At 31.2% G+C, this 12343-nt stretch carries 27 protein-coding genes; all 27 read right to left on the bottom strand.

Annotated features, from left to right (window positions below; all coding sequences use genetic code 11):
- Positions 1-9 precede the first annotated feature (9 nt).
- Positions 10-372, bottom strand: coding sequence for a 30S ribosomal protein S13 (gene rpsM / locus N3D74_05715; protein ID MCX8095663.1), 363 nt, complete (start codon positions 370-372; stop codon positions 10-12).
- A gap of 10 nt (positions 373-382) precedes the next feature.
- Positions 383-496, bottom strand: coding sequence for a 50S ribosomal protein L36 (gene rpmJ / locus N3D74_05710; protein MCX8095662.1), 114 nt, complete (start codon positions 494-496; stop codon positions 383-385).
- An 11-nt stretch (positions 497-507) separates the two neighbouring features.
- Positions 508-726, bottom strand: a complete 219-nt coding sequence (gene infA, locus N3D74_05705) for a translation initiation factor IF-1 (GenBank protein MCX8095661.1) — start codon at positions 724-726, stop codon at positions 508-510.
- Entirely contained in the window at positions 723-1484 is a 762-nt protein-coding gene (gene map / locus N3D74_05700; GenBank protein MCX8095660.1) for a type I methionyl aminopeptidase, read from the bottom strand. Before map ends, infA begins: the two co-directional genes overlap by 4 nt.
- A complete protein-coding gene (locus N3D74_05695; GenBank protein MCX8095659.1) occupies positions 1453-2112 on the bottom strand; it encodes an adenylate kinase in 660 nt (219 codons plus the stop codon). The genes map and N3D74_05695 overlap by 32 nt, the downstream gene beginning before the upstream one ends.
- Complete coding sequence (gene secY / locus N3D74_05690; protein ID MCX8095658.1) at positions 2112-3383, bottom strand: preprotein translocase subunit SecY; 1272 nt, start codon at positions 3381-3383, stop codon at positions 2112-2114. Before secY ends, N3D74_05695 begins: the two co-directional genes overlap by 1 nt.
- A gap of 4 nt (positions 3384-3387) precedes the next feature.
- Positions 3388-3846 carry a 50S ribosomal protein L15 gene (gene rplO, locus N3D74_05685; protein ID MCX8095657.1) on the bottom strand — a complete coding sequence of 153 codons (459 nt, stop codon included), beginning with the start codon at positions 3844-3846 and terminating at the stop codon, positions 3388-3390.
- Positions 3830-4348 carry a 30S ribosomal protein S5 gene (gene rpsE, locus N3D74_05680; protein ID MCX8095656.1) on the bottom strand — a complete coding sequence of 173 codons (519 nt, stop codon included), beginning with the start codon at positions 4346-4348 and terminating at the stop codon, positions 3830-3832. The genes rplO and rpsE overlap by 17 nt, the downstream gene beginning before the upstream one ends.
- 9 nt (positions 4349-4357) lie before the next feature.
- On the bottom strand, positions 4358-4726 hold the full coding sequence (gene rplR, locus N3D74_05675) for a 50S ribosomal protein L18 (protein MCX8095655.1): 369 nt from the start codon (positions 4724-4726) through the stop codon (positions 4358-4360).
- Positions 4727-4740: 14 nt separating this feature from the next.
- Positions 4741-5286, bottom strand: a complete 546-nt coding sequence (rplF, locus tag N3D74_05670) for a 50S ribosomal protein L6 (protein MCX8095654.1) — start codon at positions 5284-5286, stop codon at positions 4741-4743.
- A gap of 11 nt (positions 5287-5297) precedes the next feature.
- Positions 5298-5693: a 30S ribosomal protein S8 gene (gene rpsH, locus N3D74_05665; protein ID MCX8095653.1), complete on the bottom strand. Its 396-nt coding sequence runs from the start codon at positions 5691-5693 to the stop codon at positions 5298-5300.
- A 12-nt stretch (positions 5694-5705) separates the two neighbouring features.
- Complete coding sequence (locus N3D74_05660; protein ID MCX8095652.1) at positions 5706-5891, bottom strand: type Z 30S ribosomal protein S14; 186 nt, start codon at positions 5889-5891, stop codon at positions 5706-5708.
- The gene (rplE, locus tag N3D74_05655) at positions 5892-6443 is read right to left on the bottom strand and encodes a 50S ribosomal protein L5 (GenBank protein MCX8095651.1); all 552 of its coding nucleotides are present in this window, start codon (positions 6441-6443) and stop codon (positions 5892-5894) included.
- An 11-nt stretch (positions 6444-6454) separates the two neighbouring features.
- Positions 6455-6778 carry a 50S ribosomal protein L24 gene (gene rplX / locus N3D74_05650; GenBank protein ID MCX8095650.1) on the bottom strand — a complete coding sequence of 108 codons (324 nt, stop codon included), beginning with the start codon at positions 6776-6778 and terminating at the stop codon, positions 6455-6457.
- A 1-nt stretch (position 6779) separates the two neighbouring features.
- Positions 6780-7148 (bottom strand): 50S ribosomal protein L14, encoded by a 369-nt coding sequence (gene rplN / locus N3D74_05645; protein MCX8095649.1) that lies wholly within the window; start codon positions 7146-7148, stop codon positions 6780-6782.
- Positions 7132-7407: a 30S ribosomal protein S17 gene (gene rpsQ, locus N3D74_05640; protein MCX8095648.1), complete on the bottom strand. Its 276-nt coding sequence runs from the start codon at positions 7405-7407 to the stop codon at positions 7132-7134. The genes rplN and rpsQ overlap by 17 nt, the downstream gene beginning before the upstream one ends.
- Complete coding sequence (gene rpmC, locus N3D74_05635; GenBank protein MCX8095647.1) at positions 7404-7598, bottom strand: 50S ribosomal protein L29; 195 nt, start codon at positions 7596-7598, stop codon at positions 7404-7406. The genes rpsQ and rpmC overlap by 4 nt, the downstream gene beginning before the upstream one ends.
- Before the next feature lie 2 nt (positions 7599-7600).
- A complete protein-coding gene (gene rplP, locus N3D74_05630; GenBank protein MCX8095646.1) occupies positions 7601-8011 on the bottom strand; it encodes a 50S ribosomal protein L16 in 411 nt (136 codons plus the stop codon).
- 1 nt (position 8012) lies between these two features.
- Positions 8013-8675, bottom strand: coding sequence for a 30S ribosomal protein S3 (gene rpsC / locus N3D74_05625; GenBank protein MCX8095645.1), 663 nt, complete (start codon positions 8673-8675; stop codon positions 8013-8015).
- Positions 8675-9016 (bottom strand): 50S ribosomal protein L22, encoded by a 342-nt coding sequence (rplV, locus tag N3D74_05620; protein ID MCX8095644.1) that lies wholly within the window; start codon positions 9014-9016, stop codon positions 8675-8677. The genes rpsC and rplV overlap by 1 nt, the downstream gene beginning before the upstream one ends.
- An 11-nt stretch (positions 9017-9027) precedes the next feature.
- The gene (gene rpsS / locus N3D74_05615; protein MCX8095643.1) at positions 9028-9300 is read right to left on the bottom strand and encodes a 30S ribosomal protein S19; all 273 of its coding nucleotides are present in this window, start codon (positions 9298-9300) and stop codon (positions 9028-9030) included.
- 2 nt (positions 9301-9302) lie between these two features.
- The gene (gene rplB / locus N3D74_05610) at positions 9303-10130 is read right to left on the bottom strand and encodes a 50S ribosomal protein L2 (protein MCX8095642.1); all 828 of its coding nucleotides are present in this window, start codon (positions 10128-10130) and stop codon (positions 9303-9305) included.
- 1 nt (position 10131) lies between these two features.
- Complete coding sequence (gene rplW, locus N3D74_05605; GenBank protein MCX8095641.1) at positions 10132-10413, bottom strand: 50S ribosomal protein L23; 282 nt, start codon at positions 10411-10413, stop codon at positions 10132-10134.
- Entirely contained in the window at positions 10406-11032 is a 627-nt protein-coding gene (gene rplD / locus N3D74_05600; protein MCX8095640.1) for a 50S ribosomal protein L4, read from the bottom strand. Before rplD ends, rplW begins: the two co-directional genes overlap by 8 nt.
- Positions 11029-11631 (bottom strand): 50S ribosomal protein L3, encoded by a 603-nt coding sequence (gene rplC / locus N3D74_05595; protein MCX8095639.1) that lies wholly within the window; start codon positions 11629-11631, stop codon positions 11029-11031. Before rplC ends, rplD begins: the two co-directional genes overlap by 4 nt.
- A 10-nt stretch (positions 11632-11641) precedes the next feature.
- Positions 11642-11956 (bottom strand): 30S ribosomal protein S10, encoded by a 315-nt coding sequence (gene rpsJ, locus N3D74_05590; GenBank protein ID MCX8095638.1) that lies wholly within the window; start codon positions 11954-11956, stop codon positions 11642-11644.
- Positions 11957-11963: 7 nt separating this feature from the next.
- The coding region (gene tuf, locus N3D74_05585) for an elongation factor Tu (GenBank protein ID MCX8095637.1) at positions 11964-12343 on the bottom strand (380 nt) is incomplete at its 5' end.

Here is a 12343-nt window from a genome sequence, read left to right as displayed (position 1 = left end):
TATCCTCCTTTATTTACTACCAACAGTTTTCCTTGGACCTTTTCTTGTTCTTGCATTTGTTCTAGTTCTTTGACCTCTGACAGGAAGACCTCTTTTATGTCTATATCCTCTATAACAGTTTATATCAATCAATCTTTTTATATTTGATGCTATTTCCTTTCTTAAATCTCCTTCTACTTTATAATTTTTTGGAATATAATCATTTAAAGAGTTAATTTCTTCTTGAGTTAAATCTTTAACCTTTTTATTAGGATCAATATTTAAATTTTTAATTATTTCTTTTGCTCTTGATAGACCAATTCCATAAATATAAGTTAATGCAATATCTATTCTTTTGTTTTTAGGTAAATCAACACCAACAACTCTTGCCACTTTTACCTCCTTAACCTTGTTTTTGTTTATGTTTAGGGTTAGAGCATAAAATCATAACTCTTCCCTTTCTTTTTATTACTTTACATTTAGGACAAATTTTTTTTACAGATGACCTAACTTTCATCTTTTCCTCCTTTAAGAGATTCTATAAACTATTCTTCCCTGGGTTGGATCATACTTAGAAATCTGTATCCTAACTTTATCCCCAGGAAGAACTCTAATAGAATTTAATCTCATTTTTCCACTAACAAATGCTTTAATAATTTTCCCATTTGGAAGTTTAACCTTAAAATGCATATCTGGAAGTGATTCTACAACAATACCTTCAACTTCAATATATTCTTTGTCTTTCATCTTATCTCCTCTGCTGAAGTTAAAATTATTGGCCCATTATTTGTTATTGCAATTGAATGTTCAAAGTGAACAGAGGGTTTTCCATCTTTTGTTTTAACTGTCCATCTATCTTTATCAATAAATACTTCTCCGATTCCCATACAAATCATAGGTTCTATCGCAAAAGTCATGCCTTCTTTTAAATATGGACCTGAATCTTTTGTTCCAAAATTTGGTACTTCAGGTTCTTCATGAAGTTTTCTTCCAATCCCATGTCCAATAAATTCTTTAACAACAGAATAACCAAATCTTTTAGAGAGTGTTTCAATTGTGTTTGAAATATCACCTATTCTATTACCTATTTGCGCCATAGAAATTGCTTTATATAAAATTTTTTCACCAATTTCAAGTAGTTTTCTTTTTTCTTTATCAATATCTCCAACAGGAAAAGTGTAAGCCATATCAGAATAATATCCTTTGTATATTAAACCAAGATCAATAGAAACAAGATCTCCATCTTTAAATATTTTATCTTTAATTGGTAACCCATGAATTACTTCATCATTTATAGAAACACAAACAGAATAAGAGTATCCTCTATATCCTTTAAAAGCAGGAACTGCTCCAAATGAGGTTATTCTTTCTTCAGCAAACTTATCTAATTCAGATGCTGAAACACCTTCTTTTACCATCTCTTTTAATTCTTTCATAACTTCATAAAGAATAATTCCTGCTTCTCTCATAATTTCAATTTCTCTTTTGCTTTTCAATATAATCATCTATTATCTTTGAGATATCATCAAAAACTTCAAAAACACTTTTATTGCCATCAACTTTATAAAGTTTTCCTCTCTTTTCATAAAATTCAATAAGTGGATAAGTTTTTAATTTAAATTCTTCAATTCTTTTCTTAATAACATCTAATCTATCATCATCACGAATTATAAGTTTTTCTCCATCTAAATCACATATACTATTAACTTTTGGTTTATCTAGATAAATATTATAAACTTTGCCACATTTAGGACAAATTCTTCTTCCAGACAATCTCTTGATTATCACATCTTCTGGAACATCAATATAAATTACAATATCAACATCCTTTTTTTTCTCTTTTATAAAATTTTCAAAGGCCAAAGCTTGATTCAAAGTTCTAGGATAACCATCAAGAATAAAATTGTCCAAATTATTAATTTTATCAAAAACAATTTCATTTACAAGTTCATCACTAACAAGTTTTCCTTCACTTACTATCTCTTTTACTTTTATTCCTAAAGGAGTATTTTTTTGAATATTTTCTCTAAAAATATCACCTGTTGCAAAGTAAGGAATTTTATATTTATCCATTATTAACTTACCCTGAGTCCCCTTTCCTACTCCAATATTTCCTAGCATTAATATTATCATTACTTTAATAGACCTTCGTAGTGACGCATCTTTACATAAGCATCAATTTGTTGTACTGTTTCAAGAGCAACACCTATAATAATTAGAATTGATGTACCTCCAAAATAGAATGCTCTTATCTGAGTTGCACCAAAGAAAAAGTTTGGCACTATAGCAATTAAACCAAGTATTATAGAAGATGGAAAAGTAACTCTATTTATAATTTTTGCAATATATTGTGTTGTTGCTTCGCCTGGTCTTACTCCTGGAATAAATCCTCCCCACTTCTTTAGATTTTCTGAAAGTTCATTTGGATTAAAAGAAATTTCTGTATAGAAATAAGTAAAGAAAACTACAAGCAAGAAGAAAAATAAATTGTACCAAAATGAATTTGATTTTGTTAAAGCTTTTCCAATAGAATCTATCCAAGTTCCTGGGAAAAATTGACCAATTGTCGCTGGAAAAGTTAAAAAAGCAGATGCAAATATTATTGGAAGAATTCCTGCTTGAATTAATCTTAATGGTATATAAGTTGATTGACCTCCATACATTCTTCTACCAACAATTCTTTTTGCATATTGGACAGGAACTCTTCTTTCAGATTGATAAAGATATAGAATTCCTAAAAGAATTGCAAGAAATCCTACAATTGTAAAAATAATTTGAGGAATAGTTATTCCACCAGTTTTACCAAATAATCTTACAATTTCTCCAACACCTACTGGTATTCTACTAATTACTCCAGCAAATATTATAAGTGAGACTCCATTACCAATTCCTTTTTCAGTTATTGTCTCACCCATCCAAAATAAAACATAAGTACCAGCAACAAGAGTTAAAATTATTGTAAATTGTGAAAGAAGACCTTTTGCAGTAACATAACCTTGATTTGAAAATGTTATAAGAAGAGCACCTGCCTCAATTAACGCAAGGAAGAAAGTAAGATATTTTGTCCACATTGCTATTTTTCTTCTACCTTCTTCTCCACCCTCTCTCATTAATTCTTCAAGTTTTGGAAAAATTGCACCTAAAAGTTGCATAATAATTGATGCGTTAATATAAGGGAATACACCAAGAGCAAAAATTGAAAAGTTAGAAAGACCTCCTCCTGCAAAAATATCTATTAAACTTAAGAGACCTCCTTGAGTTACTGCTTCTTTTAACAAATCTCTATTAACTCCTGGAACAGGAATGAATGTTCCTAATCTAAAAATAGCAAACATGAAAAGTGTAAAAATTATTCTTCCTCTTAATTCCTTAATTCTAAGAGCATTCTTTAGAAGATTCCACATCTTTTCACCTCAAAATAATACATTTTCCTTGAACTTTCTCAATTTTTTCTTTTGCTGTTTTACTAAATGAATGGGCTTCAAAATTTAGTGGAAAAGAAATTTCTCCTTCTCCAAGTATTTTAAGATATTTGACTCTATTTTCTATAAGTCCTTTCTCTTTTAGAGTTTCAAGATTAACTGTTTCTCCTTCTTTAAAATGGTCGACTATATCTTTTATATTTATTGATGCTATTTCTTTAATGTTTTTGAGAGATTTATTTTTAATTCCTCTTAATTGTGGTAATCTCTTGTAAATTGGTGTTTGGCCTCCTTCAAACCAAGATTCTTTTCCTCTTCCACTTCTCGATTTTTGACCTTTATTTCCATAACCACAATTTTTACCTGATCCTGAACCTGGACCTCTACCAACAATAAATTTCTTTTTGTGAGGGAATGGATTTTTGAGATTAAAGAGTTTTATCATTCTTCTCCTCCTTAGATTTCTTTTTTCCAAGAATTTCGACCTTATCTTTATATGTTATTAAACTTTTTAATGCTTCCATTGTTGCAAAAGCAACATTTACTTGGTTATTTGAACCAAAAGATTTTGAAAGCACATCTCTAACGCCAGCTTTTTGAAGAATTGCTCTAACTGGTCCTCCTGCAATAATTCCAGTTCCTGGAACTGCTGGTTTCAAAAAAACTTTTGCTGCACCCCATTTTCCCCAAACTTCATGAGGAATTGTTGTACCTTTAAGTGGAATTTCTATTGAGTCTTTTTTTGCTCTATTTACTGCTTTTCTGATTGCATCAGGAACTTCACTTGCTTTACCAAGACCAACTCCAACCTTACCACCTCCATCTCCAACAACAACTAGGGCTCTAAATTTTAATCTCTTACCACCTTTTGTTACTTTTGCAACTCTTCTTACTTGAATTAATTGCTCTTCATACGATGTTACTTCCAGTTCTTCATGATCTATCATTTTTTCCTCCTAAAATTCAACTCCTGCATTTCTCATTTCATCACAAAGAATTTTTAAATTCCCGTGATATTTAAATCCACCTCTATCAAAAACTATTTTCTTAATTCCTTTTTCAATTAGCATCTCTCCAAATTTCTTTCCTAAAAGAGCGTGAACTTCTTTTCTTGTTTTTCCCTTAATTTCATCTCTAATTTCTTTTGAAAGAGTTGATAAAGCAAGGATTGTGTGACCTTTTGTATCATCTATAGCTTGAAGATAAATATGCTTCAAACTTCTATAAAATGATACTCTTGGTCTATCAGGAGTTCCTTTAATTTTCTTTCTTATTCTTAAGTGTCTTATTTTTCTCATTTCATTTCGAGATACAATCTTAATCATCTATAACCTCCAATCTATGCACCTTTACTGAGTGCTTTTCCTGCTTTCTTTCTGATAATTTCATCTTCATATCTTACACCTTTACCTTTATAAGGGTCTGGATCTCTGAGTTTTCTAATATTTGCAGCAACCTGACCAACAAGTTCTTTGTCAAAACCTTTAACATATATTTTAATATCTTTTTCAACACTAAACTCTATCCCCGCTGGAGGTTCCATTTCAATTGGATGGGTATATCCTAAATTAATAATGAGTTTTTTTCCTTGAAGTTGGGCTTTATATCCAACACCCTGAAGAATAAGTGCTTTTTGAAAACCTTCAGTAACTCCAACTATCATATTGTTAATTAATGCTCTATATGTCCCATGAAGTGCTTTTGTTTCTTTTAAATCATTTTTTCTTTCAACAATAATTGAGTTATCAACAATATTAACTTTAAGACTTTCTGGAATTATTTTAGTTAACTCACCCTTTTTTCCTTTAACATGAATCTCATTATTTTTAATTTCTACAATTACATCTTTTGGTATTGGAATTGGCTTTTTTCCTATCTTTGACATATTATACCTCCTTACCAAATAAGAAGAAGAACTTCTCCTCCTTCTCCAATTTTTTTGGCTACTCTATCTGTAACTATTCCTTTAGAGGTTGAAAGAATCGCCATTCCTATTCCATTAAGAACTTTTGGAATCTCATCTTTTCCAACATAAACTCTTCTACCTGGTTTAGAAACTCTTTCAATTCCTAAAATTGCTCTTTCTTTGTTTCTTCCATACTTCATATAAATTTTTATAGTTTTTTTATTTTCTCTATCTATTATTTCAAAATCTTTAATATATCCCTCTTCTTTAAGTATTTGAACAATTGCTCTTTTCATATTTGAATATGGAACATCAATTTCTTCTTTATAAACCATATTTGCATTTCTAATTCTTGCAATTAAATCAGCAATTGGATCTGTTACCAAGTGTATCACCTCCTACCAACTCGCTTTCTTCATACCAGGTATATAACCTGAATGAAAATATTTTCTAACACACATTCTACATAACCCAAAATCATTATAAACTGCCCTTACTCTTCCACATACTTTACATCTATTTACCTTTCTTGTTTTATATTTAGGCTCCTTTTTTGCTTTTTCAATCATTGCTTTTCTAGCCATTTATGCCTCCTTTTTCTTTCTTTCAAATGGAAATCCTAACATTTCAAGTAATGCCTCAGCTTCTTCATCTGTTTCAGCAGTTGTTACAATTGTAATGTCAAATCCTCTAATTTTATCAACTTTATCATAGTCTATCTCTGGAAATATAAGTTGTTCCTCAACACCAAATGTATAATTGCCTCTTCCATCAAAATTTTTCCTTGAGAGTCCTTTAAAGTCTCTAATTCTTGGAAGTGCAATGTTAATAAGTTTCTCGAAAAATTCCTCCATTCTTTTTCCACGAAGAGTTACTTTAGCTCCAATAATCATTCCTTTTCTTACTTTAAATGATGCAATAGATTTTTTAGCTTTAATGAATATTGGTTTTTGTCCTGTTATCAACTTAAATTCTTCTTGAGTTTTTTCAACTGCTTTAGGATCTTGGGTTGCATCTCCTATTCCTCTATTAACAACTATCTTTACAATCTTTGGAACTTCCATAATATTTTTATAGTTAAATCTTTCCATTAGTTTAGGAGCAATCTCCATCCATTTAGACTTTAAATATCCCATTTTTCCTCCTATTATACTTTATCAATTATCTCTCCACATTTTTTACAAACTCTTACTTTTTCACCTGTCTCTAAAAAGAGCATACCAATTCTTGTTGGATTTTTACAATGAGTGCAAACAAGTTGAACTTTCCAGTAATAAATTGGAGCCTCAACCTCTTTTTTACCACCTTCTGGATTTTCTTGTGTTGGTCTAAAATATTTTTTAATAATATTAACTCCTTCTACTATTACTTTTTTTTCTTTTGGAATAACCCTTAATACTTTCCCAATTTTTCCTTTGTCTTTTCCTGAAATTACTTTTACAGTGTCACCTTTTTTTATCCTTAGCTTCATTTTAAACCACCTCTGCTGCAAGTGAAATAATCTTTAAATATCCTTTTTCTCTTAATTCTCTGCAGACAGGTCCAAAAATTCTTGTTCCCTTTGGATTTCCTTCATCATCTATAATTACAACTGCATTATCATCAAATCTTAAATATGAACCATCAGGTCTTCTAATCTTATTTCTTGTTCTAACAATAACACCTTTACCTACTGCTCCTTTTGGAATTGGACTTTTTGGTATAGCGTCTTTAACAGTGAAAACAATCACATCGCCAACTCTTCCATATTTTTTATTTGAACTACCAAGAACTCTTATACACAAAACCTCTTTTGCACCTGTATTATCAGCAACTTTTAATCTGCTATATGGTCTTATCATCCTCAACCTCCATACTCTCTTCCTCAAACCTTTTTACTATTCTTCTCACTCTCCATCTTTTTAATTTGGAAAGTGGTCTTGTTTCTTCTATTTCAACTATATCTCCAACATTTAATGGAATCTCAGTGTGAGCATAAAATTTTGAAAACCTTTTTATTGTTTTTTTATATCTTGGATGTTCAATCATTCTTTCAACTTTAACAACAACTGTTTTTTGCATTTTATTTGAAGATACAACACCAATTAAACTTCTTTTCATTGTGACATCTCCTTTTCTCTAAGTATTGTTAATATTCTTGCTATTTCTTTTCTAACAATTCTAATTCTTATCGGATTTTTAAGTTGATGTGTAATTTGTTGAAATCTAAGATTGAATAATTCTCTTCTTAAATCTTCAAGTTTTCTTTTTAATTCATCAACAGTTAACTCTCTTAATTCTTTCGCTTTCATCTTTATCCCTCTCTTTTTACAATCTTTGTTTTAATTGGTAATTTGTCTTGAGCAAGTTCAAGAGCTCTTATAGCATCTTTTTCAGGAACTCCTTCGAGTTCAAAAAGAATTCTTCCAGGTTTAACAATTGCAACCCAAAATTCTGGGTCTCCTTTTCCACCACCCATTCTTGTTTCAGCAGGCTTTTTAGTAACTGGTCTGTCTGGAAAAATTCTTATCCACATTTTCCCTGATTTATGTGCAACTTGAGTTAGAGGAAGTCTCGCTGCTTCAATTTGTCTTGCAGTAATCCAACCTGGTTCAAGTGCTTTAAGACCTATATCACCAAAAGCAAGTTTATTACCTCTTGTTGCTATTCCTTTTGTTCTTATTCTATGTTGTTTTCTCCATTTAACTCTCTCTGGCATTAACATATCACACCTCCAGATGTTCTCTATTAAATCTTCTAACAGGGATTTCTCCTCTATAAATCCAAACTCTAACTCCAATTACTCCAAATTTTGTAACAGCAGGAACATATGCATAATCTATATCGGCTGTGAGAGTTTGAAGAGGAACTCTACCTTCTTTAAACCATTCTGTCCTTGCAATTTCTGCTCCTTCTAATCTTCCTGAACATTGAACCTTAATACCTTTTGCCCCTGCTTTCATTGCTCTTGCGATGGTCTGTTTCATTGCTCTTTTATAAGAAGCTCTTTTTTCAATTCTATCTGCAATAAATTCTGCTTGAAGTTTAGCAGAAAGTTCAGGTTTTTTAATTTCAACAACCTTTATATCTAGTTTTTTGTTGCCTATAATTTCTTGTAATTCGTTTCTTAATCTTTCTATGTTTGCTCCACCTTTACCGATTAAAACTCCAGGCCTTGCACTGAAAATTAAAACTCTTACCTGTTCTCCTTTTCTATAAATCTCAGTTGAAGATACTGCAACATCTCTTCCAAGTTCATCAATTTTATTTCTTATCATCAAATCTTCTAAAAGAATTTTAGGGATATCCTTTTTCGGAGCAAACCAAAATGCTTTCCATTCTTTTGTTACGCCTAATCTAAAGCCTAATGGATTTGTTTTCTGTCCCATTACTCCTCCTTTTTCTCCTCAACATAAACTGTTATATGAGATAGAGGTCTTCTTATTATATCTGCTCTTCCCATTGCTCTGGGAAGTATTCTTTTCATTACAGGACCTTGATCAACAAAAATTTTTGTTATAAATAAAGATTCCTCATCCATTTGATAATTATTCTTAGCATTAGCAATTGCTGATTTAATTGTTTTCGCTATTGGTACCGCAGCTCTATTTGGAACAAATTTTAAAGATTTAAGTGCAAGTTTAGCATTCATACCTCTAACCATATTGGCAATTTTTCTTGCTTTTTTTGGAGAAATTCTAACAAATCTAGCTTGTGCTTTAACTTCCATTTTTTCCTCCTCTATTTCAATGCAGTTGATCTTTCAGTTGGTCTGTTATGAGCCCTAAATGTTCTTGTGAAAGCAAATTCACCAAGTTTATGTCCAACCATTGCTTTTGTTATATAAACAGGAATATGAACTTTCCCATTATGGACAGCAATTGTATGTCCAACCATCTCCTCAGTTATTGTTGAATCTCTACACCAAACTTTTATAATCTTTTTTTGACCTTTTTCATTCATTTCTCTTATCTTCTCTATTAGTTGTGGATCAACATATTTCGCCCTTGCCATCTCTACCTCCTCCTCTTAACAATAAATTTTGTGCTTGGTTTTTTCATTTTCCTTGTCTTCTTACCAAGAGTTGGTTTACCCCAAGGAGATAATGGAGATGGATGACCAATTGGAGCTCTACCTTCTCCTCCACCATGTGGGTGATCAACAGGATTCATAGCAGAACCTCTTACATGTGGTTTTCTACCAAGATGTCTTGATCTTCCTGCTTTACCAAGTTGAACATTCTCATGATCGAGATTACCAACTTGACCAATTGTTGCTCTACAGTTTAGATTGATTAATCTTATTTCTCCAGATGGTAATTTTATTTGAGCATATTTTTCATCCTTTGATAAAATTTGAGCATATGAACCAGCAGATCTGGCAATTTGTCCACCTTTTCCAGGAATAAGTTCAATGTTATGAATTATAGTTCCAACAGGAATGTTTTTTAAAAATGTTGTATTTCCAGGTTTAAGTGGAACATTTTCTCCTGAAAGAATTGTATCTCCTATATTTAAACCTAGTGGTGCAATAATATACCTTTTTTCACCATCAGCATAGGTAATCAAGGCTATCCTTGCAGATCTATTTGGGTCATATTCTATGGAAGTCACTTTTCCAGGAATTCCATCTTTATCTCTCTTAAAATCAATGATTCTATATAATCTTTTTGCTCCACCACCTCTAAATCTAATTGTTATCTTTCCTTGATTGTTTCTTCCACCTTTTTTTCTTAATCCTTTAGTTAAACTCTTTTCTGGTTCTTTTTTTGTTATATCGTTATTATCCAAATATGTTGCATTTCTTCTTCCAGGACTTGTTGGTTTAACTTTTATAATTCCCATATTACACTCCTTTCAAAAATTCAATTGAGTAACCTTCCTTTAAGGTTACAATTGCTTTTTTACCTTCTGGAGTTTTAGTAAAAAGATACCTAATTCTTCTCTTTTTTGGATACTTTTTAACTATGTTAACATCTTCAACCTTTACATTAAACATCTCTTCAACTGCTTTTTTAACCATTTCTTTATTTGCATCTTTATTAACTAGAAAAACATACTTTCTCTCATTAATCAATTTTTGACTTTTCTCAGAAATGACAGGTCTAATTAAAACTTTTTCAAACATTTCCCCACACCTCTTTCACTTTTTCCAATGCTTCTTTAGTTAAAATAAGGTTGTCGTGTTTTAAAATATCATAACTATTCAAGAATCTATAGTGAATTGGTAAAACTTTTGGAATATTTCTCATACTTAAAAGCACTTCTCCATTTTCATCAGAGAATACAAAAAGTGTAGAACCTAAAAGATTAAGTTTATTTAAAAGTTTTACTGCTTCTTTTGTACTTGGCTTTTCAAATTTGATTCCACTTACTACAAAAAATTTACTTTCATTGATTTTAGAACTTATAGATGATAGAAGGCCTAATCTTTTTATTTTTTTAGGAATTTCTATTCTAAAACTCCTTGGTTTTGGTCCAAAAACAATTCCACCGCCTTTCCAAAGAGGAGAACGAATTGATCCTTGTCTTGCCCTACCTGTTCCCTTTTGTCTCCATGGTTTTCTACCACCACCTCTTACTTCACCTCTCTTTTTTGTGGAAGCAGTTCCTCTTCTTAAAGCATTTCTTATGTATCTAATTGATAAAAATAAAGAGTGATAATGAGGTGGTATAGAGAAAACCTCTGGCATTTCTTCACTTTCAATAACTTTTCCTTCAATATCATAAACTGGTATATTCATTATTCACCTCTCACAATAACAATACTTCCATTTGGACCAGGTACTGCACCTTTAAGTCCAAGAAGATTATTATCCTTATCAATAAAAACAACCTCTAAATTTCTAACTGTTACTGTATCTAATCCCATGTGTCCTGGCATTCTTTTACCCTTAAAAACTCTCTGAGGTGTTAATCTGTTTCCAATTGCACCAATTCTTCTATGAGATGTCGAACCATGAGAATCAAAGCCACCTCCCATTCCCCATCTTCTCATTACACCTTGAAATCCTTTACCTTTTGAAATTCCTGTAACTTTAACCTTTTCTCCTTTTTTGAAGATATCAACTTCAACAATTTCTCCTACTTCTTTATCAAAATCTCTGATCTCTTTTAAATATTTAAAATATTCACCAGCCTTTTTCATATGTCCAAGAAGTGGCTTGTTCAATCTTCTCTCTTTTTCTGGTTCAAATCCAAGTTGAACTGCAAGATATCCATCTTTATTAAGAGTTTTCTTTTGAATTACTTTGCATGGACCTGCCTTCAGTATTGTAACTGGAATTACTTTATTTTCTTCAAAAATCTGAGTCATTCCAATTTTTTTAGCAATTATACCTTTCATAATTTTCTCCTTATAACTTAATTTCAATATCAACTCCTGCAGGTAAATCTAAATCCATTAATGCTTTTGTTGATTCTGGTGTTGGGTTTAAAATATCAATAAGTCTTTTATGTATTCTTAATTCAAGTTGTTCTCTTGAATCTTTATCAATGTTAGGCGCTCTTAAAAATGTATAAAGAGTTCTTTCTGAAGGAAGTGGAATTGGACCAGAAACTTCAACACCGAGTTTCTTTAGTGTGTTCACAATCAATGTTGCTGATATATCTAAAACTCTTGAATCAAAAGATTTTAATTTTATTCTTACTCTACTTTTTGTCTCTTTCATATTTCACCTACTCAATAAGTTTTGAAACAACACCTGCTCCAACAGTTCTTCCACCCTCTCTTATTGCAAATCTTAATCCTTCTTCAAGGGCTACAGGGTAGATAAGTTCAACTGTCATTATTACATTATCTCCTGGCATTGCCATTTCAACACCTTCTGGAAGTTTAATTTCTCCTGTAACATCTGTTGTTCTAATATAAAATTGAGGTCTATATCCTGTAAAGAATGGTTTGTGTCTTCCACCTTCTTCTTTTGAAAGAATATAAACTTGGGCTTCAAATTTTTTGTATGGATGAACTGAACCTGGTTGAGCAACTACTTGACCTCTTTCAACTTCATCAAATGCAATACCTCTTAAAAGAAGACCAACATTGTCTCCTGCTAAAC

The organism is Caldisericia bacterium (assembly GCA_026414995.1).
Classification (GTDB): domain Bacteria; phylum Caldisericota; class Caldisericia; order B22-G15; family B22-G15; genus JAAYUH01.
Note: the sequence above shows the minus strand (reverse complement) of the source record. Positions and strands in the feature narration are given on the sequence as shown.